The sequence below is a fragment of the Streptomyces sp. NPDC029216 genome, assembly GCF_040648015.1.
Taxonomy (GTDB): Bacteria; Actinomycetota; Actinomycetes; order Streptomycetales; family Streptomycetaceae; genus Streptomyces.
The window spans coordinates 49,121-67,721 of record NZ_JBEZWL010000024.1; the positions used below are offsets into that span (position 1 = coordinate 49,121).

The following is an 18,601-nucleotide window of genomic DNA, read 5'->3' on the forward strand; positions in this document are numbered from 1 at the left end:
CACACGGGGACGGGAGCCGGGCGGGAGGGCCGGGCGGCCGCTGATCCGCGTGTTCATCGCCTCAGCCGTCCGGCCCCCTGCCCGGGCCCCCGTCTTCGCCGACACTACGGGAGGCCCGGCAGGACTCGGTGAACCCCGTGTCAAAACCGGATTACGGCCGGTCGCCCGCCGCCCCGGGCGTGCGCAGCCCGATGAAGACCGGCTCGCGGCGCAGGGCGAAGCCCATCGCCTCGTACAGCCGGATCGCGTTGGCGTTGTCCGCGGCCGCGTGCAGGAACGGGACGTCCCCGCGCTCCCTGATCCCGGCCGCCACCGCCCGTATCAGCACCGCGGCCAGCCCCTGGCCGCGGTGGTCCGGGTGGGTGCACACCGCGCTGATCTCCGTCCAGCCCGGCGGCCGCATCCGCTCCCCGGCCATCGCCACCAGCCGGCCCCCGCGGCGGATGCCCAGATAGGTGCCCAGCTCGATGGTGCGGGGGAGGAAGGGGCCCGGCTCGGTCAGCTTCACCAGCTCCGTCATCTCCGCCACGTCGGCCGGACCCAGCCGCACCGCCTCCGGCGCGGCCTCGGCCCGTACCGCCCGCCCGTCCAGCTGCACGCCCGGAATGCAGCGCACCGTCTCCCAGCCGGCCGGCGGCGTCGGCAGCCCCGTCAGCCACACCTCCCGGCCCGGCCCGACCAGCGCGGCCAGGTCCGCCCAGGCGGCCGGATCCGCCGGGTCGGCGACGGCGGCGAAGGGGTTCGCGGCCGGGAGGTAGCGGGCGGCCCCCTGCCCCGAATACTCGGCGAAGGCGCGGTGCGGGCCGGTCAGCGCGGCCCACACCGGGTTGTCCAGCGGGGCGGCGTGGTTCTCGGTGGACATGCGGTGCGGGGTCCTTCCCTGGAGACGGCCGCCTTCGGCGGGCCCCGCGCGGCGGCACGGGACAGCGGCGACGGCGGCAGGGTACGCCCCGGAAGCCCCCGGGAGCAGCGCATTTACCGGCGGGGCCTGCGGCCCCCTCCGCCCGCCGCGCGGGCCCCGCGCAACGATTCGCCGCCTACCGGGCAGAACGCGCAACGAATCGATGAGGCCAGCGCAACGGTGACGGCTTGTCCCGGTCGAACGCCCGAACGTACCGTTTTACGACCCCACCCCACCTGTCACAGAGGTTCGCCCATGCCCCCGCTGCGCACCGCACTCCTCCAGAGCTCCGGACGGCTCGGCGACACCGCCGAGAACCTGAAGCGGCTCGACGAGGCCGTGGCGCGCGCCGCACAGGGCGGGGCCGGGCTCCTCGTGACCTCCGAGATGTACCTGACCGGCTACGCGCTGGAGACCGGGGACATCGCGGGCCTGGCGGAGCCGGCGGACGGCGAGTCCGCCCACGCCATCGGGGGCATCGCCCGCCGCCACGGAGTCGCCGTCCTGTACGGCTACCCCGAGCGCGACGGCGACACCGTCTACAACGCGGCCCAGCTGATCGGCCCCGACGGGACCCGGCTGGCGAACTACCGCAAGACCCACCTGTTCGGCTGCTTCGAACAGGAGGCCTTCACCCCCGGCGACGTCCCCGTCGTCCAGGCCGACCTGAACGGCCTCCGCGTCGGCATCATGATCTGCTACGACGTGGAGTTCCCCGAGAACGTGCGCGCCCACGCGCTCGCCGGGACCGACCTCCTCCTGGTCCCGACCGCGCAGATGCACCCGTTCCAGTTCGTCGCCGAACAGCTGGTCCCGGTACGGGCCTTCGAGAACCAGATGTACATCGCGTACGTCAACCGGACCGGCCCCGAGGGCGAGTTCGAGTTCGTCGGCCTCAGCTGCCTCGCCAGCCCGGACGGGGTCACCCGCACCCGCGCCGGCCGCGCCGAGGAGACGGTCTACGGCGAGGTCGACCCCGAGCTGCTCCGGGCCTCGCGCGAGACCAACCCGTACCTGCGCGACCGCCGCCCCGGGCTCTACGCCTCCCTCGTCTGAGACGCGCCCGAACCCCGCTCCACCCCCTCCCGCCCCAGCCCCGCCTGCTCTGCCGCAAGGAGACGTGCCCCCATGACGTCCACGGTGCCCACCACCGCCGTTCCGCACGGCGACGGACAGCTCCCGCCGATCACCATGTTCGGCCCGGACTTCCCGTACGCGTACGACGACTTCCTCGCCCACCCGGCGGGTCTGGGCCAGATACCGGCGACGGAGTTCGGCACCGAGGTCGCCGTCATCGGCGGCGGTCTGTCCGGCATCATCTCCGCCTACGAGCTGATGAAGATGGGCCTCAAGCCCGTCGTCTACGAGGCCGACCAGATCGGTGGCCGCCTGCGCACCGTCGGCTTCGAGGGCCCGGGCACCGAGGGCCTCACGGCGGAGATGGGCGCCATGCGCTTCCCGCCCTCCTCCACGGCGCTCCAGCACTACATCGACCTGGTCGGTCTGCAGACCCAGCCCTTCCCGAACCCGCTCGCCGAGGCCACCCCCTCGACGGTCGTGGACCTCAAGGGCGAGACCCACTACGCCGAGACCATCGCCGACCTCCCGCAGGTCTACCGCGACGTCGCCGCCGCGTGGAACGCCTGCCTCGACGAGGGCGCCGACTTCTCCGACATGAACCAGGCGATGCGCGAGCGGGACGTCCCGCGCATCCGCGAGATCTGGGCCAAGCTCGTCGAGAAGCTCGACAACCAGACCTTCTACGGCTTCCTGTGCGAGTCGCAGGCCTTCCAGTCCTTCCGCATGCGCGAGATCTTCGGCCAGGTCGGCTTCGGCACCGGCGGCTGGGACACCGACTTCCCGAACTCCATCCTGGAGATCCTGCGCGTCGTCTACACCGAGGCCGACGACCACCACCGCGGCATCGTCGGCGGCTCGCAGCAGCTGCCGATGCGCCTGTGGGAGCGCGAGCCCGAGAAGATCGTCCACTGGGCCCAGGGCACCTCCCTGTCCTCCCTGCACGAGGGCGCCCCGCGCCCGGCCGTGACCCGCCTGCACCGCACCGCGGGCAACCGCATCACGGTCACCGACGCCAACGGCGACATCCGCACCTACCGCGCGGCGATCTTCACCGCGCAGTCCTGGATGCTGCTGTCGAAGATCGAGTGCGACGACACGCTCTTCCCGATCGACCACTGGACGGCGATCGAGCGCACCCACTACATGGAGTCCTCGAAGCTCTTCATCCCGGTGGACCGCCCGTTCTGGCTGGACAAGGACGAGGAGACGGGCCGTGACGTCATGTCGATGACGCTCACGGACCGCATGACCCGCGGCACCTACCTGCTGGACAACGGCCCGGACCAGCCGGCCGTCATCTGCCTCTCGTACACCTGGTGCGACGACAGCCTGAAGTGGCTGCCGCTGTCCGCGAACGAGCGGATGGAGGTCATGCTGAAGTCCCTCGGCGAGATCTACCCCAAGGTCGACATCCGCCGCCACATCATCGGCAACCCGGTGACCGTGAGCTGGGAGAACGAGCCCTACTTCATGGGCGCGTTCAAGGCCAACCTGCCGGGCCACTACCGCTACCAGCGCCGCCTGTTCACCCACTTCATGCAGGACAGCCTCCCCGAGGACAAGCGCGGCATCTTCCTCGCGGGCGACGACATCTCCTGGACGGCCGGCTGGGCCGAGGGCGCCGTCCAGACCGCCCTGAACGCGGTCTGGGGCGTCATGCACCACCTCGGCGGCTCCACGGACGCCACCAACCCCGGCCCGGGCGACGTCTACGACGAGATCGCCCCGGTGGAACTCCCCGAGGACTGATCTTTCCAACGCGCCGCTCGCGCGGCTCGGCCCTGGCGGGCCTCCCCGGCTTCGCGCCGCTGCGACAGCCTCCGGCTGTCGTACGCGGGGCGGGGCCGGTTCGCTTGTGAGGCGCTGGGGGCGGAGGGCCGGTCAGCCCCGCCCGGCCGGGCGCCGGCCCGTCGGGGTCAGCAGGCAGCGGCCCACCAGGCCCACGCCGGCGTCGAGGGACTCCTCGAACTCCTCCGCCAGCTCGGGGGAGCGGCGCAGGCTCCACAGCATCCGGGCCGCCGCCCAGGCGCCCGCGCGGGCGCGCTCCAGGCTCCAGGAGCCGAGCAGGTGCGTCAGCGGGTCGGCGATCTCCAGCAGGTCCGGGCCCGGCATCAGGTCCTCCCGGATGCGCTCCTCCAGGGAGACCAGGGTGTCGCCGACCCGGTGGAAGTCGGCCTCCAGGGCCGCCGGCGCGCAGTTCAGCACCCGGCAGGTGGACACCACCGCCAGGGCCAGGTCGTGCCCGATGTGGGCGTTGATCCCGGCCAGCGCGTGCTGGAGCGGGCGCACCCCCGGGTGGCGGCGGTACTGGAGCAGCGGGCGCCAGCAGGCCGGCGCCCGTTCCGATTCCACCGCCGTGAGGTAGCGCTCCGCGAACCGGATGCTCAGCGCCTCGGCCCGCCGGGGCTCGGGGAAGGCCCCGTGCTCGATCCGCTCGTGCAGGGTCTGCGTCACGGTCAGGTACACCCGGTTGAAGACGGCCACGCCGTCCTGCGCGGGCAGCCGCTCGTCGAGGACGCGCATCCGCGCGAGTACCGCTTCCATGACAGGCAAGCGTCGCAGCCCGGGCGCCCGGCGCGGGGAACTTGGCCGTACGCTTCGCCGGTTCGGGCGAAACGCCGTCAACCCCGCTTGTCCTCCGCCTTCTCGGCGCTGTCGTAGGTCGAGGTGCCCTCGTCCAGCAGCGGCTCCTGGCGCTTGAGGTGCTCCGGGGCGAAGTAGCGCAGCGCGTGGTAGCCGGTGATCACCACGATCGTGCCGAGCGCGATGCCGCCCAGCTCGAAACTGTCGGTGAAGTGCAGCTTCACCCCGCCGACGCCGATGATGATGCCCGCGGCGGCCGGGACCAGGTTCAGCGGATTGCGCAGGTCCACCCGGCCGTTGAGCCAGATCTGCGCGCCGAGCAGGCCGATCATGCCGTACAGGATCACGGTGATCCCGCCGAGCACCCCGCCGGGGATCGCGGCGACGACCGCCCCGAACTTCGGACACAGACCGAAGAGCAGCGCGAAACCGGCCGCCGCCCAGTAGGCCGCCGTGGAGTAGACCCGGGTGGCGGCCATGACCCCGATGTTCTCGGAGTACGTGGTGTTCGGCGGGCCGCCGACCGCCGTGGACAGGATGGACGCCGCACCGTCGGCGGCGATGGCCGCACCGAGCTTGTCGTCGAGGGCGTCCCCGGTCATCTCGCCGACGGCCTTGATGTGCCCGGCGTTCTCGGCGATCAGCGCGATCACCACCGGGAGCGCGATCAGGATCGCCGACCACTCGAAGGACGGCCCGTGGAACGACGGCAGCCCGATCCAGTCGGCCTTGCCCACGCCGGAGAGGTCGAGCCGCCAGTGGTCCACGGCCTCGGTCCCGCCCGCCGGGGAGTGGATCTTGCCGAAGACCAGGTCGAAGACCCAGGAGACCGCGTACCCGAAGACCAGCCCCAGGAAGATCGCGATCCGCGACCAGAAACCGCGCAGGCACACCACGGCCAGACCGGTGAACAGCATGGTCAGCAGGGCCGTCCACTGGTCCTGCGGCCAGTACGTCGCCGCCGTCACCGGCGCCAGGTTGAACCCGATCAGCATCACGACCGCGCCCGTCACCACCGGCGGCATCGCCGCGTGGATGATCCGCGCGCCGAACCGCTGGACGGCCAGGCCCGCCAGGAACAGCGCCACCCCGACCACGAACACCGCGCCCGTGACCACGGCGCTGTCCCCGCCGCCGGCCCGGATCGCCGCCGCCACGCCCACGAAGGAGAGCGAGCAGCCCAGGTACGAGGGGACCCGCCCGCGCGTGGCGAGCAGGAAGACGGCGGTGGCGATGCCCGACATCATGATGGCGAGGTTCGGGTCCAGGCCCATGAGGACCGGCGAGACGAAGCTCGCGCCGAACATCGCGACCACGTGCTGGGCGCCGAGCCCGGCGGTGCGCGGCCACGACAGCCGCTCGTCCGGCCGTACCACCGCGCCGGGGGCGGGGGTCCGCCCGTCTCCGTGCAGGGTCCAGCGCAGGCCGAAGCCCATGTTCCACCACTTCCGTTCCGCCGAGAGGTCAAGGATCATGACCGCAGGGCGGCCAGCGATATATTACGGCCGGATAGCAGCTGGTTCGTCCCGATTGATGGCATCCCCGGCGCCCTCCGGAGACCTCGGCCGCAGCATCGACGCCCCCGGGACCAGCGCGCACGCCAGCAGCGTCACCAGCCCGAACGACACCACCAGCGACGTCGCGTCCGCCACCGCCCCGATCGCCGACGGGGCGATCAGCCCCGAGGTGTACGTGATGGTCGCGACCCCGGCGATGGCCTGCGCCGGAGCCGGCCCGCTGCGCCCCGCCGCCGCGAAGGCCAGCGGCACCACCACCGCGATGCCGAGCCCGATCATCCCGAACCCCGCCATGGCCGCGGCCGGGTGCCGGACGGTCACCACCAGCAGCCCGCCCAGGGCGGCCAGCACACCGCCCGCCCGGACGGTGCGCACCGCCCCGAACCGGTCCACGACCCGGTCCCCGGCCAGCCGGGCCACGGCCATGGTCAGGGCGAACGCGGTGGTGGAGGCGGCCGCCGTACCGGCCTCGGTGCCCAGCACGTCCCGCAGGAACACCGCCGACCAGTCCAGGCTCGCGCCCTCGGCGAAGACCGCGCAGAACCCCACGGCCCCGATCAGCACGGCCGCCTTCGGGGGCCGGGCGAAGCGCGGGGGCGCCTCCTCCTCGGGCTCGCTGCGCAGGTCCAGCACCCCGCGTACGGCGGCCAGCCCGGCCGCGGTCAGGACGAGGGAGGCGACCAGGTGGTGCAGGCGGGCGTCGGTCCCGGCGTGCGCGGCGACCGTGCCGGCGGCCGAGCCGAGCAGGGCGCCCACGCTCCACATCCCGTGCAGCGAGGACATGACCGAGCGGCCGAGGCGGTTCTCGGTCTCCACCCCGAGCGCGTTCATCGCCACGTCCGCCGTCCCGGAGGCGGCCCCGTAGGCGAAGAGGGCGCAGCACAGGGTCACCAGGTTCGGGGCGAGTGCGGGCAGGAGGAGGGACAGCGTCCACAGGGACAGCAGCCCGCGCAGCGCGGCCCGGGCGCCGAAGCGGTGGTTGACCCGGCCGGCCAGTGGCATGGCGAGGGCCGCACCGAGGGCGGGGAAGGCGAGGGCCAGGCCCAGGGTGCCCGCGCCGATCTGGGCGTGCTCCTGGATCCAGGGGATACGGGTGGCGAAGGAGCCCGTCACGGCGCCGTGGGCGCAGAAGACGGCGGCTATCGCGAAGCGGGCGCGGCACAGGCGTGCCGGGCTGAGGTCGGGTTCCCCGGTCGTCATGGAATTAAATTATCAGGGAGGCTGCCTGATAATTGAAGTCCTTTCCTTAGGATGGCTCCCGTGACCCCTGTGAAGGCGATGTCCCCCGCCGCTTCCGCCCCCGCCGCCCCGGCCCCGTCACCGGCCTCGCCGAGCACGGCCCGGGCCATGAACGACCGCCTGGCGCTCGAACTGCTCCAGGCGGAGGGGCCGCTGACGGCCACCCAGCTCAAGCAGCTGACCGGGCTCTCCCGCCCCTCCGTCGCCGACCTGCTGGAACGGCTGGGCGCGGCCGGGCTGGTGGAGGTCGTGGGGGAGTCCGGCGAACAGCGGCGCGGCCCCAACGCCCGCGTCTACGGGATCGTGGCCCGGCGGGCCCACCTGGCCGCCCTGGACGTGCGCACCGACAGCGCGACCGCGGTGGTCACGGACCTCCTCGGCCGCCCGCTGGCCAGCGCCGAGCTGCCCGTCGACGCCGTCGGCGAGGCCGTGGACCGGCTGGAGGCCCTGGCCCGGGAGGCGGGCGCGCGGGAGCTGCACACGGTGGTCGTCGGCGCGCCGGGCCTGGTCGCCCCGGCCACCGGCGAGCTGCGCGACAGCGGCGGCCTGCCCGCCTGGCACCGGGACCTGGTGGCCGCCCTCCAGCGGCGGCTGACCGCCACGGTGGTGGTGGAGAACGAGACCAACCTGGCGGCCCTGGCCGAACAGCGCCTGGGCGCCGCCAGGGACGTGGACTCCTTCGTGCTGCTGTGGCTCGGCGACGGGGTCGGGGCCGCCGTGGTCCTCGACGGCCGACTGCGGCGGGGCGCCTCCGGCGGGGCGGGCGAGATCGGCTTCCTGCCGGTGCCCGGCACCGGGGCGCTGCCCTCCGCGACCGACTGCGGCGGCGGTTTCCACGCCCTGGCCGGCCGGGCGGCGGTGGCCGCGCTGGCGGCCGAGCACGGATTCGGCGGGTCCGTGGAGGAGGCCCTCGCCGGAGCCGCCGGGGAGGCCTTCCTGGAGGCCCTCGCCGAACGGCTCGCCCTCGGGGCGGCGGCCGTCGCCGCGGTCCTGGACCCGGGGTGCGTGGTCCTCGGCGGGGAGCTCGGCCGCGCGGGCGGCGAGGCCCTGGCCGCGTGGGTCGCCCGCCGCCTGGCCGCCCTGAGCCCGGTCCCGACCGAGGTCCGCGCCACGGCCCTCGGCGACCCGGCGGTCCTGGAGGGCGCCCGCCTGGCCGCCCGCGAGGCCGCCCAGTCCCTCCTGTTCGCGGGCTGACCGGACGGCCCCGGCCGCCGGTGCTCTCCAACGCCGCGCGGGCCATCTACAGCCTCGCCGGCGTTTGAGGCGGGGGGTCTGGGGCGGAGCCCCAGGGTCTTTCAGCCGGCCCGGCGCTGTCGCCCGAGGAACTCACCGAAGGTGATCCGGCCGACCGCCCGGTCAGGGGCCAGGTTCCCGCCCCGCCGGAACGCGGCGTACGCCCGCCCCGCAAGCGGCACCCCCACCACCCGCCGCCCGCTCCCCACCGCGGCGAGGTACGCGCGCCCCCACTCCTCCAGGCTCCGGACCTCCGGCCCGCCCATGTCCGGCACCCGCCCCGCCGCCGCCGGAACCGCCAGCTCCGCGAGCCGGTCCGCGACCTCCTCGACCGCGATCGGCTGGACCCGTACGCCCTTGGGCAGCGGGACCACCGGCAGCAGCGGGAGCTTCGCCAGCGAGGCCGTCGCCTGCGCCACCAGGTCGTGGAACTGGGTGGTCCGCAGGATGGTGACCCCGAGCCCCGACCCCTCCAGCAGCCGTTCCACCCGCAGCTTCGTCCGGTAGTAGCCGAACGGCACCACGTCCACTCCGACGATCGAGATGTAGACGAGGTTCGTGACGGTCCCGGCGCGCCGGGCCGCGTCGATCAGGTGCCCGGCGGCCACGTCGTCGCCCCCGCGCGGCGAGCTCGCGCAGTGGACGACGACCTGCGCGCCCGCCATCGCCGCGTCCAGCCCCCTGCCGTCGCGCAGGTCGACCGGGTACTCGGCGGAGCTCCGGCTCAGCGCCCGGACCTCGTGGCCCTGCTCCCGCAGCATGCGGACCACCAGGGCTCCGAGAGTGCCGGTGCCGCCGGTGACGAGGATCGTGCTCATGATGGGGTGTCCTTCCGCATCGGAATGCCTGTTCCCAAGGGACAGCGCAGGGCCCCGGAACGTGACACCAGCGCCCGAAGAACGGGCGAGGACCCGGTGGCCGCCGGGCCACCGGGTCCTCACCTCTCGCTCACCCGCCGGGTGTCAGCAGGCGCCCAGGTCCTTCCAGACGCCCCACTGTCCGGTGGTGCCGGGTTCCTCGTTCTGGGTCCACCACTGGGCCTTCCAGTTGTGGCCCTGGTGCGAGACCACGTTCCCGCTGTTGTAGACCGTGCCCGCCACGTACGCCGGGTTGGTGCAGGTCCCGCCCGGGGGCGTGGTCGGCGTCGTCGGGGGAGTGGTCGGCGGGGTGGTGGGAGGCGTCGTCGGGGGCTGGCTGCCGCCCGGCTCCGTCAGGGTGGTGCCGCGCGCCAGGTCACCGGCGAGGGCGTACGTGGTGCCGGAGACGTTCACCGTCCAGTTGGAGGGCGTGGACACCGGAAGGTAGTAGTTGAACGCCAGGTCGACCGTGGCGCCCGGGGCCAGCGACTGCCAGGCCGGGAGCTTCAGCGAGACCCGCTGGAAGTCGCCCTTCAGGCCGCCGACGTTGCTGCCGGAGTGGCCGGTGGCGATCACCTTCGTGCCGAAGCCGGACTGGTCGGAGGCGTTGGCCGGGGCCGAGGTGCCGTAGTCGAACTGGAACTCGGTGCCGCCGGGCAGCGTGGTCTTCGTGTTGTTGGTGATCTTCAGCTTCGGGGTGATCGGGTAGTTGGAGTCGCCCAGCTTGAAGTCCGTGAACTCCGTCCTGATGTCCACCGCCTGCGCGGGGAGCGCGCCGCCGGCCTTCTTCGCGCCGTACGGGGCGGCCGCCTTGAACTTGTCGTACATCAGGGAGGTGAGCGTGTCGCCCATCTCGTACTGGCCCTTGGCCGCGTTGTAGGAGTAGTCGCCCGCCAGCTCCCAGACCATCGTGCCGCCGATGCCCTTGTCCACCACGTAGTCGGCCTTGGCGGCGACGGACTGCTCGTCCTCCGTCGACAGGAAGACCTTCTTCTGCGCGTTCCACAGCCAGGGCGCCACCAGCGTGGAGTCGTACTTGCGGGCGTAGGTGCCGGTCAGGGTGGTGTTCGCGGGGAAGCCGTACTTCGTGACGTAGTCGCCGACGACGCCCTTCTCCAGGTTCTTCGCGTGCCACATCGGGTTCGAGCCCGCGGGGGACTCGACGCCGTTGGCGTCCAGGTCGTGCCAGAGGTTGTCGATGCCGACCGCGCCGTCACCGCACTTGGTCAGGCCGGCGCCCGCCGGGCAGCTGGTGGCCGGGGCCTTGCCCCACAGGCCGTCGGTGCCGCCCTGCACGTTCTTGAAGCCGCGGGTGTAGTACGGCAGGCCGATGTTGATCCGGCCCGACGGCATCGAGCCGCGGAAGTAGTGGTAGGCCCAGTCGGTGTTGAGGTAGCCGACGCCGCCGTACTGGGAGGTGGAGTAGACGCCCGCGGCCGCCAGTTCGGCGTCCTTGCCGTCGTCGAAGAGGGAGGCGTTGGGGCCGACGTACTCGTTCCAGGCGCCGTGCAGGTCGTAGGACATGATGTTGACGTAGTCCAGGTACTTCTGCATCTGGAACGTCTCCATGCCCCGCAGCAGGTAGCCGGAGGAGGGGGCGGCGACGGACAGCAGGTAGTGCTTGCCGTCGGCGGCGCCGGCGCGGTCGAGCTTCTCGCGCAGCGACTTCATCAGGGCCGCGTAGCCCTGGACCAGCCCGGCCCGGCGGGCGTTGGACAGCTGCCAGTCCAGCGGGTTGCCCGCGTCCTTCATGGTGGTCGGGTACTCGTAGTCGATGTCGACGCCGTTGAACCCGTACTTCCGGATGAACTCGACCGAGGAGTCCGCGAAGGTGTCGATGCCGGCCTGGTTGACGGAGCCGTCGGCGTTGGTGGCCATCGAGTAGAAGCCGCCGGAGGCGACCCGGTTGCCGTCGTCGCCGAAGTAGCCGCCGGTCTCGGCCCAGCCGCCCACCGAGACCAGCGTCTTGACGTTCGGGTACTGCTTCTTGAACTTGTTCAGCAGGTTGAAGTGGCCCTTGTAGGGGAGGGCCGGGTCCATCTCGGCGCCGGCGACGCCCGGCCAGGTCATCCCGGTGGCGGCGTTGCCCGGGCCGTCCGCCCCGACCGAGATCCTGTTGTCCGCGCCGACGTGGGCGAAGGCGTAGTTCAGGTGGGTGACCTTGGACCACGGGACGTTGTTGGCGAGGTAGGCGGGGGTGCCGTCCTTGCCCGTGCGCCAGCCGGTGAAGTAGCCGATGACGCGGCGCTGGTGGTCCGCACCCATCCTCTCGCGGCCTTCGGAGTCGTAGACGGAGCAGTACGGGACGTCCACTCCGGCCGTCTTGTACAGCCCGTCGGGTCGGCAGCTTTCTCCCCCAGACTCCGTCTGGGGGGACCCCCAGGCGGCGTGCGAAAAGCCCGTCGCCAATGCGGGTAGCAGCAGCCCGGCGATCGCGGCGCCGGATGCCAGGAGCATCGCTCTCGTACGTGTGGGGGACGGCATGGTGCCTCCTGGGGAGGGGAGGATGGCAGGACCAACGTGCAGCAACAGGCGTAAAGCTGGCGCTGGTTGGCCCGTGACGTGCGCACGTCGGCAGGGCCGGCTCCCGGGAAGATGAAGGGAACGTTAAGAGGACTAGACCAACCCGTCAATAGGTCTGGACCAACCTCGGATCCGGAGCGTTCACGGCACCGCCGGCGCAAGAGGAGCGCTCAAGGACGGGGGGCTTGTGAGCCAGGCCACAGCATTTCCCCGCATGGCTGCCGATCCCCCGTGGCACACTGGCCCTAGTACCAGTAGCAGCGCACTCCGGGGTCGGTGTAATTCCGAACCGGCGGTATAGTCCGCGACCCGTCCGCAGCCAGCGGCCGGTTGACCAGGTGAAATTCCTGGACCGACGGTTAAAGTCCGGATGGGAGGCAGTGCGCGGCGGGCAGTCACCGGTACGCCGCCGTCGGCGGTCCATCGGCGTGTTCCCCAGGGGATACGTGTCGGACGGGCCGTATTCCCGGCCTCGGCGTCCCCGCGTGCGCTTTCCCGCTTCATCTGTCGTATCCCGACAGGCCCCGGAGTCCGTGCCCGATGAGGCAGGAGGACCCGGTGGCGACACACGCCGCGCAGGCAGCACCCGACCCGAGCATCACCGCGATGCGCCGGGCCATCGAGCTGGCCTCCCGCGGACTCGGCTCCACCAGCCCCAATCCCGTCGTCGGCTGCGTCATCACCGACCCCGAGGGCGTCGTCGTCGGCGAGGGCTGGCACCAGCGGGCCGGCGGCCCCCACGCCGAGGTCCACGCCCTGCGCGCGGCCGGCGAGGCCGCCCGCGGCGCCACCGCCTACGTCACCCTCGAACCCTGCAACCACACCGGCCGCACCGGCCCCTGCGCGCAGGCCCTCATCGAGGCCGGCATCACCCGCGTGGTCTACGCCGTCTCCGACCCGAACCCGCAGGCCAGCGGCGGTGGCGCCACCCTGCGCGCCGCCGGGATCACCACCGAGGCGGGCCTCCTGGCCGACGAGGCAGAACAGGGCAACGCCGCCTGGCTCACCTCCGTACGCCTGGGCCGCCCCCACGTCACCTGGAAGTACGCCGCCACCCTCGACGGCCGCAGCGCCGCCGAGGACGGCAGCAGCCGCTGGATCACCTCCCCGGAGTCCCGCGCCGACGTCCACCGGCTGCGCGCCGAGGCCGACGCCGTCCTCGTCGGCGGCGGCACCCTGCGCACCGACGACCCCCACCTGGCCGTACGGGGCATCGACGGCGCCGTGCAGCCGCTGCGCGTCGCCCTCGACACCCGCGCCGGACTGCTCCCCACGGCCCGCATCCTCGACGACGCGGCCCCCACCCTGATCGTCACCGGCGAGGACGCCGACACCCGCCACCTGCCCGGCGCCGACATCCTGCGGCTGCCCCTGCACGACGGCCGCGTCCCCGTCCCGTCCCTGCTCACCGAGCTGTACGCCCGCGGGGTGCGCTCCGTCCTCCTCGAAGGCGGACCCACCCTCGCCGGAGCCTTCCTGGAGGCCGGGGCCGTCGACCGCGTCGTCGGCTACATCGCCCCCGCCCTCCTCGGTGCCGGCCCCGCCGCCCTCGGCGGCGCCGGCATCACGAACATCGCCCACGCCGTACGCCTCGACATCACCGAGGCCGTGCGCAGCGGCACCGATCTGCGTATCACCGCCGTCCCCGCCAACGCCCCCAAGGAGCACTGAGTGTTCACCGGAATCGTCGAAGAACTGGGCGAGGTCACCGCCGTCGAGCAGCTCGCCGAGGCCTCCCGCTTCCGCCTGCGCGGCCCCGTCGTGACCGAGGGCGCCAAGCACGGCGACTCGATCGCCGTCAACGGCGTCTGCCTCACCGTCGTGGAGACCGCCGACGGCGAGTTCACCGCCGACGTCATGCAGGAGACCCTCGACCGCTCCAGCCTCGGCGCCCTGGACAAGGGCTCCCGGGTCAACCTGGAGCGCCCCATGGCCCTCGGCGGCCGGCTCGGCGGCCACCTGGTCCAGGGACACGTGGACGGCACCGGCGAGATCCTCTCCCGCACCCCCTCCGAGCACTGGGAGATCGTCAAGATCGCGCTCCCGGGGAACCTCGCCCGGTACGTCGTGGAGAAGGGCTCCATCACGGTCGACGGCGTCAGCCTCACCGTCGTCGAGGCCGCCGCCGACTACTTCACCATCAGCCTCATCCCCACCACCCTCGCGCTGACCACCCTGGGCATCAAGCAGCCCGGCGACCCGGTCAACCTGGAGGTGGACGTCCTCGCCAAGTACGTCGAGCGCCTGCTCGCCGCCGGCGTGAACCCGCTGCACGCCGAGGAGGGGCAGAAGTGAGCGCCCTGACCTGGCTGAACTCCGAAGCCTTCACCGCCTTCGGCCAGAAGATCATCTGGTCCGACGCGATCGGCAACACCATGGGCCTCGCCGCCCTCGCCCTCGGCTGGCGGCGCTCCATATGGACCTGGCCGACCCAGTTCCTCTCCGGCGCCATCCTCTTCGTCGCCTTCGCCGCCGGCCACCTCTCCGGCAACGCCGGCAAGCAGGTCGTCGTCATGCTGGTCGCCCTGTGGGGCTGGGCCCAGTGGACCCGCGGCAAGCGGCAGGCCCAGGACGCCTCCCTCGCCGTCCGCTTCGCCACCTGGCGCGAGCGCGGCGCGCTCCTCGGCGCCGCCGCCGTCGGCACCCTCGCCGTCACCGGGCTGTTCACCCTCTACCCGTGGATGTCCTGGAACCCGCTGCCGGACGCCTACATCTTCGTCGGCACCATCGTCGCCATGTACGCCCAGGCCAAGGGCCTCGTCGAGTTCTGGTTCGCCTGGCTCCTCGTCGACGCGGTCGGCGTCCCCCTCGCCTTCACCAGCGGCTACGCCTTCTCCGCGTTCGTCTACGTGATCTACGGAGCCCTCGTGCTCTGGGGTGCCTACGACTGGTACCAGCGCTCCCGCACCAACCCCGCCCCGGCCCTCGAAGGAGCAACGGCATGACCCCCGTCCTCAAGCCCGTGCCCGACCCGGTCGACCCCGGCGCCGAGGAGTCCTTCCGCCTCGACCCCGTCGAGCAGGCCATCCGCGACATCGCAGCCGGCCGCCCCGTGGTCGTCGTCGACGACGAGGACCGCGAGAACGAGGGCGACCTCGTCATCGCCGCCGAGAAGGCCACCCCCGAGATCGTCGCGTTCATGATGAGCGAGTGCCGGGGCCTGATCTGCGCCCCGATGGAGGGCCCCGAGCTGGACCGCCTCGACCTCCCGCAGATGGTCAGCAACAACACCGAGTCGATGAAGACCGCCTTCACCGTCTCCGTCGACGCCGGCGCCGCCCACGGCGTCACCACCGGCATCTCCGCCGCCGACCGCGCCACCACCCTGCGCCTGCTCGCCAACGGCACCTCCGAGGCCGGCGACTTCGTCCGCCCCGGCCACGTCTTCCCGCTGCGCGCCAAGCCCGGCGGCGTCCTGGTCCGCAACGGCCACACCGAGGCCGCCGTCGACCTCGCCCGCCTCGCGGGCCTGCGCCCGGCCGGCGCCATCGTGGAGATCGCCGGCGAGGACGGCGTCATGCTGCGCCTGCCCGAGCTGATCCCCTTCGCCCGCAAGCACGGACTGACGATCATCTCCATCGAGGACCTGATCGCCTACCGCCGCTCCGCCGAGCCCACCGTCCGCCGCGAGGCCGAGGTCAGCCTGCCGACCGCCGCCGGCGAGTTCACCGCGTACGGCTACCGCTCCACCGTCGACGGCGTCGAGCACGTCGCCCTCGTCCACGGCGAGGTCGGCGACGGCGAGGACGTCCTCGTCCGCATGCACTCCGAGTGCCTGACCGGCGACATCTTCCAGTCGCAGCGCTGCGACTGCGGCCCCCAGCTCCAGGCCGCCATGGCCCGGGTCCAGGCCGAGGGCCGGGGCGTGGTCGTCTACCTGCGCGGCCACGAGGGACGCGGCATCGGACTGCTGTCCAAGATGCGCGCCTACGAGCTCCAGGAGCGCGGCCGCGACACCCTGGACGCCAACCTGGAACTGGGCCTGCCCGCCGACGCCCGCGACTACGGGGCCGGCGCCCAGATCCTCGCCGACCTGGGCGTGCACAGCGTCCGGCTGCTGACCAACAACCCCGACAAGGCCGCCGCCCTCGAAGAGCACGGCATCTCCGTCGCCGGCCGGGAGCCCATGCCCGTCGAGGCCGGCCAGCACAACCTGCGGTACCTGCGCACCAAGCGGGACCGGATGGGCCACGACCTGCCCTGGCTGGAGGGGGCCGTACCCACCTCCGCCTGCGGCAACCAGTAACCCGCACACCACGCACCACGCACACCACACACCCGTCAACCCGGTACCGAACCGGAACCCCTGAGGAGCAGAGCTGTGAGCGGCAAGGGCGCACCCGTACTGAGCGTGAAGAACTGCGGCGACCTCCGGGTGGCCGTCATCGCGGCCCAGTGGCACGAGAAGGTCATGGACGGCCTGGTCGACGGAGCCCTGCGGGCCCTGCACGAGCTGGGCATCGACGAGCCCACCGTGCTGCGCGTCCCCGGCAGCTTCGAGCTCCCGGTCGTGGCGAAGGTGCTCGCAGGCCGCGGCTACGACGCCATCGTCGCCCTCGGCGTGGTCATCCGCGGCGGCACCCCGCACTTCGACTACGTCTGCCAGGGCGTCACCCAGGGCCTGGTACAGGTGTCGATCGACACCGGAGTCCCCGTCGGCTTCGGCGTCCTGACCTGCGACAACGACGAGCAGGCGCTGGACCGCGCCGGCCTTGAGGGGTCGAACGAGGACAAGGGCCACGAAGCGGTCACCGCCGCCGTTTCCACCGCCATGACCCTGCGGACCGTCAGCGAACCCTGGCGGCAGTCCAAGGGGTGAACCCCGGCACCGGGGGGCCCGGGTGAACCCGTACCCTAAGGGCATCATGGCGAACGAACCCACTAAGAGCTTCGAAGAGCTCTTCACCGAGCTCCAGCTCAAGGCCGCCGAAGGCGACCCCAGCACCTCCCGCACCGCCGAGCTCGTCGGCAAGGGCGTCCATGCCATCGGCAAGAAGATCGTCGAAGAGGCAGCCGAGGTCTGGATGGCCGCCGAGTACGAGGGCAAGGAAGCCGCCGCCGAGGAGATCTCCCAGCTGCTCTACCACGTCCAGGTGATGATGGTGGCGCGCGGGATCTCCCTCGACGACGTCTACTCCCACCTCTAGGCCGGAGCTCTTCACCGCGGGCCCCCGCCCACCCACCCCTTACGCATCTACGCACCGAAGGAAGCCCCCCATGCTGCGCATCGCCGTCCCCAACAAGGGTTCGCTCTCCGGACCGGCGTCGGAGATGCTCCATGAGGCCGGCTACCGCCAGCGCAAGGAGTCCAAGGAACTCGTCACGGTCGACCCCGACAACGAGGTCGAGTTCTTCTACCTCCGCCCGAAGGACATCGCGATCTACGTCGCGTCGGGCAAGCTCGACATCGGCATCACCGGCCGCGACCTGCTGCTGGACTCCGGGGCGAACGCCGAGGAGATCCTGCCGCTGAACTTCGGCCGCTCCACCTTCCGCTACGCCACCAAGCCCGGCACCGCGAAGGGCCCCGAGGACTTCGGCGGGATGACGATCGCCACCTCCTACGAGGGCATCGTCGCCAAGCACCTCGCCGACCAGGGCATCGACGCCTCCGTCGTCCACCTGGACGGCGCCGTCGAGACCGCCATCGAGCTCGGCGTCGCCCAGGTCATCGCCGACGTCGTCGAGACCGGCACCAGCCTGCGCAACGCCGGCCTGGAGGTCATCGGCGAGCCGATCCTCAAGTCCGAGGCGACCGTCATCCGCCGCACCGGCGCCGGCGTGGACGACCCCAAGGTCGCGCAGTTCCTGCGCCGCCTCCAGGGCGTCCTGGTGGCCCGCAGCTACGTGATGATGGACTACGACTGCCGCGCCGAGCACCTGGAGCGCGCCGTCGCCCTCACCCCGGGCCTGGAGTCGCCGACGGTCTCCCCGCTCCACAACGAGGGCTGGGTCGCGGTCCGCGCCATGGTCCCCGCCAAGGACGCCCAGCGCATCATGGACGACCTGTACGAGCTCGGCGCGCGCGCGATCCTCACCACCTCGATCCACGCCTGCCGCCTCTGACCGGCCGGCCCGTTCCCAGAAGGCACCCCACAGCACCATGAGCGAGTCCGCCGCCCAGCCCACCCTGCCCGAACTGCCGGTCACCTTCCGGCCGAACCGCACCCGGGCGGTGCTGCTGGGCGTCGGCCTCGTCATGTTCGCCACCATCACGGCGATCGCGCTGCTGCTGGAGAACCTCAGCCCCGGCGAGCGGGTCAGCTTCGTCGTCACCGCCACCCTGATGGCCTCCGTCCTGGTCCTGCTCAGCCGCCCCAAGGTGGTCGCGGACGAGGCCGGGGTCACCGTGGTCAACCTCACCACCACCCGCCGCCTGGAGTGGGCGCAGATCCTGCGCGTCAACCTCCGCCCCGGCGACCCGTGGGTGTTCCTCGACCTGAACGACGGCACCAGCCTGCCCGCCCTGGGCATCCAGCCCGGCATCGCCAAGGCACGCGCCATCGGCGACGCCCGCGCCCTGCGCGCCCTCGCCGAGATCCGCGGAACCGGCGCGGCCGACCACTGAGCCCGCCGGACCTCGTCGCTGCGTCCCATTGCGGCGGCGATCTCAATGACTACCCTGGTGGGGCGGCGCACCAGAGCGCCCACCCACCCGCCCCGGGACC

The 18,601-nt window shown here is 72.5% G+C and carries 17 protein-coding genes and 1 riboswitch; of the genes, 11 read left to right on the forward strand and 6 right to left on the reverse strand.

The genetic code is table 11. The features are described 5' to 3' along the window. Positions 1-151: 151 nt before the first annotated feature. The gene (locus tag AB0F18_RS12450) at positions 152-862 is read right to left on the reverse strand and encodes a GNAT family N-acetyltransferase (RefSeq protein WP_362058309.1); all 711 of its coding nucleotides are present in this window, start codon (positions 860-862) and stop codon (positions 152-154) included. A 294-nt stretch (positions 863-1,156) separates the two neighbouring features. On the opposite strand from AB0F18_RS12450, the gene AB0F18_RS12455 reads away from it, so the two are divergent. After that, the gene (locus AB0F18_RS12455; protein WP_362058312.1) at positions 1,157-1,957 is read left to right on the forward strand and encodes a carbon-nitrogen hydrolase family protein; all 801 of its coding nucleotides are present in this window, start codon (positions 1,157-1,159) and stop codon (positions 1,955-1,957) included. Between the two features lie 72 nt (positions 1,958-2,029). Beyond that, complete coding sequence (locus tag AB0F18_RS12460) at positions 2,030-3,730, forward strand: NAD(P)/FAD-dependent oxidoreductase (RefSeq protein WP_362058314.1); 1,701 nt, start codon at positions 2,030-2,032, stop codon at positions 3,728-3,730. 132 nt (positions 3,731-3,862) lie between these two features. Here the strand turns inward: AB0F18_RS12460 and AB0F18_RS12465 are convergent, their stop codons facing one another. From AB0F18_RS12465 to AB0F18_RS12475, 3 genes are all read right to left on the reverse strand, one after another. Further along, positions 3,863-4,525, reverse strand: a complete 663-nt coding sequence (locus AB0F18_RS12465) for a DUF5995 family protein (RefSeq protein ID WP_362058317.1) — start codon at positions 4,523-4,525, stop codon at positions 3,863-3,865. 77 nt (positions 4,526-4,602) lie between these two features. Then, positions 4,603-6,000 (reverse strand): solute carrier family 23 protein, encoded by a 1,398-nt coding sequence (locus AB0F18_RS12470; RefSeq protein WP_362058376.1) that lies wholly within the window; start codon positions 5,998-6,000, stop codon positions 4,603-4,605. 63 nt (positions 6,001-6,063) lie between these two features. After that, complete coding sequence (locus tag AB0F18_RS12475; protein ID WP_362058320.1) at positions 6,064-7,281, reverse strand: MFS transporter; 1,218 nt, start codon at positions 7,279-7,281, stop codon at positions 6,064-6,066. 78 nt (positions 7,282-7,359) lie between these two features. Between AB0F18_RS12475 and AB0F18_RS12480 the strand changes: the two genes are divergently transcribed. After that, the gene (locus AB0F18_RS12480) at positions 7,360-8,514 is read left to right on the forward strand and encodes an ROK family transcriptional regulator (protein WP_362058379.1); all 1,155 of its coding nucleotides are present in this window, start codon (positions 7,360-7,362) and stop codon (positions 8,512-8,514) included. A gap of 101 nt (positions 8,515-8,615) precedes the next feature. Here the strand turns inward: AB0F18_RS12480 and AB0F18_RS12485 are convergent, their stop codons facing one another. Both AB0F18_RS12485 and AB0F18_RS12490 read right to left on the reverse strand, forming a co-directional pair. Beyond that, positions 8,616-9,371 (reverse strand): NAD(P)H-binding protein, encoded by a 756-nt coding sequence (locus AB0F18_RS12485; protein WP_362058323.1) that lies wholly within the window; start codon positions 9,369-9,371, stop codon positions 8,616-8,618. A gap of 144 nt (positions 9,372-9,515) precedes the next feature. Next, positions 9,516-11,894: a chitinase C-terminal domain-containing protein gene (locus AB0F18_RS12490; protein ID WP_362058326.1), complete on the reverse strand. Its 2,379-nt coding sequence runs from the start codon at positions 11,892-11,894 to the stop codon at positions 9,516-9,518. A 297-nt stretch (positions 11,895-12,191) separates the two neighbouring features. Beyond that, positions 12,192-12,321, forward strand: a riboswitch (FMN riboswitch). 218 nt (positions 12,322-12,539) lie between these two features. Here AB0F18_RS12490 and ribD point away from each other — a divergent pair. From ribD to AB0F18_RS12530, 8 genes are all read left to right on the forward strand, one after another. Next, a complete protein-coding gene (gene ribD / locus AB0F18_RS12495; protein WP_362058382.1) occupies positions 12,540-13,604 on the forward strand; it encodes a bifunctional diaminohydroxyphosphoribosylaminopyrimidine deaminase/5-amino-6-(5-phosphoribosylamino)uracil reductase RibD in 1,065 nt (354 codons plus the stop codon). Beyond that, entirely contained in the window at positions 13,605-14,228 is a 624-nt protein-coding gene (locus tag AB0F18_RS12500) for a riboflavin synthase (RefSeq protein WP_362058329.1), read from the forward strand. After that, complete coding sequence (locus AB0F18_RS12505) at positions 14,225-14,878, forward strand: nicotinamide mononucleotide transporter family protein (protein ID WP_362058332.1); 654 nt, start codon at positions 14,225-14,227, stop codon at positions 14,876-14,878. Before AB0F18_RS12500 ends, AB0F18_RS12505 begins: the two co-directional genes overlap by 4 nt. Next, on the forward strand, positions 14,875-16,179 hold the full coding sequence (locus AB0F18_RS12510; RefSeq protein WP_362058335.1) for a bifunctional 3,4-dihydroxy-2-butanone-4-phosphate synthase/GTP cyclohydrolase II: 1,305 nt from the start codon (positions 14,875-14,877) through the stop codon (positions 16,177-16,179). The genes AB0F18_RS12505 and AB0F18_RS12510 overlap by 4 nt, the downstream gene beginning before the upstream one ends. A gap of 75 nt (positions 16,180-16,254) precedes the next feature. Then, entirely contained in the window at positions 16,255-16,752 is a 498-nt protein-coding gene (gene ribH / locus AB0F18_RS12515) for a 6,7-dimethyl-8-ribityllumazine synthase (RefSeq protein ID WP_362058338.1), read from the forward strand. Positions 16,753-16,798: 46 nt separating this feature from the next. Beyond that, complete coding sequence (locus AB0F18_RS12520; protein WP_362058341.1) at positions 16,799-17,080, forward strand: phosphoribosyl-ATP diphosphatase; 282 nt, start codon at positions 16,799-16,801, stop codon at positions 17,078-17,080. A gap of 70 nt (positions 17,081-17,150) precedes the next feature. Then, on the forward strand, positions 17,151-17,999 hold the full coding sequence (gene hisG / locus AB0F18_RS12525; protein WP_362058344.1) for an ATP phosphoribosyltransferase: 849 nt from the start codon (positions 17,151-17,153) through the stop codon (positions 17,997-17,999). A 37-nt stretch (positions 18,000-18,036) separates the two neighbouring features. Next, positions 18,037-18,501 carry a PH domain-containing protein gene (locus tag AB0F18_RS12530; protein WP_362058346.1) on the forward strand — a complete coding sequence of 155 codons (465 nt, stop codon included), beginning with the start codon at positions 18,037-18,039 and terminating at the stop codon, positions 18,499-18,501. Positions 18,502-18,601: the final 100 nt, after the last annotated feature.

What these genes read in the sequence shown, in the direction of transcription:
- hisG (WP_362058344.1), top strand. Translation starts at nt 17,151, where the DNA reads ATGCTGCGCATCGCCGTCCCCAACAAGGGTTCGCTCTCCGGACCGGCG.
- AB0F18_RS12460 (WP_362058314.1), top strand. Translation starts at nt 2,030, where the DNA reads ATGACGTCCACGGTGCCCACCACCGCCGTTCCGCACGGCGACGGACAG.
- AB0F18_RS12475 (WP_362058320.1), bottom strand. Translation starts at nt 7,281, where the DNA reads ATGACGACCGGGGAACCCGACCTCAGCCCGGCACGCCTGTGCCGCGCC.
- AB0F18_RS12520 (WP_362058341.1), top strand. Translation starts at nt 16,799, where the DNA reads ATGGCGAACGAACCCACTAAGAGCTTCGAAGAGCTCTTCACCGAGCTC.
- AB0F18_RS12530 (WP_362058346.1), top strand. Translation starts at nt 18,037, where the DNA reads ATGAGCGAGTCCGCCGCCCAGCCCACCCTGCCCGAACTGCCGGTCACC.
- AB0F18_RS12490 (WP_362058326.1), bottom strand. Translation starts at nt 11,894, where the DNA reads ATGCCGTCCCCCACACGTACGAGAGCGATGCTCCTGGCATCCGGCGCC.
- AB0F18_RS12470 (WP_362058376.1), bottom strand. Translation starts at nt 6,000, where the DNA reads ATGGGCTTCGGCCTGCGCTGGACCCTGCACGGAGACGGGCGGACCCCC.
- AB0F18_RS12455 (WP_362058312.1), top strand. Translation starts at nt 1,157, where the DNA reads ATGCCCCCGCTGCGCACCGCACTCCTCCAGAGCTCCGGACGGCTCGGC.
- ribD (WP_362058382.1), top strand. Translation starts at nt 12,540, where the DNA reads ATGCGCCGGGCCATCGAGCTGGCCTCCCGCGGACTCGGCTCCACCAGC.
- AB0F18_RS12480 (WP_362058379.1), top strand. Translation starts at nt 7,360, where the DNA reads ATGTCCCCCGCCGCTTCCGCCCCCGCCGCCCCGGCCCCGTCACCGGCC.
- AB0F18_RS12450 (WP_362058309.1), bottom strand. Translation starts at nt 862, where the DNA reads ATGTCCACCGAGAACCACGCCGCCCCGCTGGACAACCCGGTGTGGGCC.
- AB0F18_RS12510 (WP_362058335.1), top strand. Translation starts at nt 14,875, where the DNA reads ATGACCCCCGTCCTCAAGCCCGTGCCCGACCCGGTCGACCCCGGCGCC.
- AB0F18_RS12485 (WP_362058323.1), bottom strand. Translation starts at nt 9,371, where the DNA reads ATGAGCACGATCCTCGTCACCGGCGGCACCGGCACTCTCGGAGCCCTG.
- AB0F18_RS12465 (WP_362058317.1), bottom strand. Translation starts at nt 4,525, where the DNA reads ATGGAAGCGGTACTCGCGCGGATGCGCGTCCTCGACGAGCGGCTGCCC.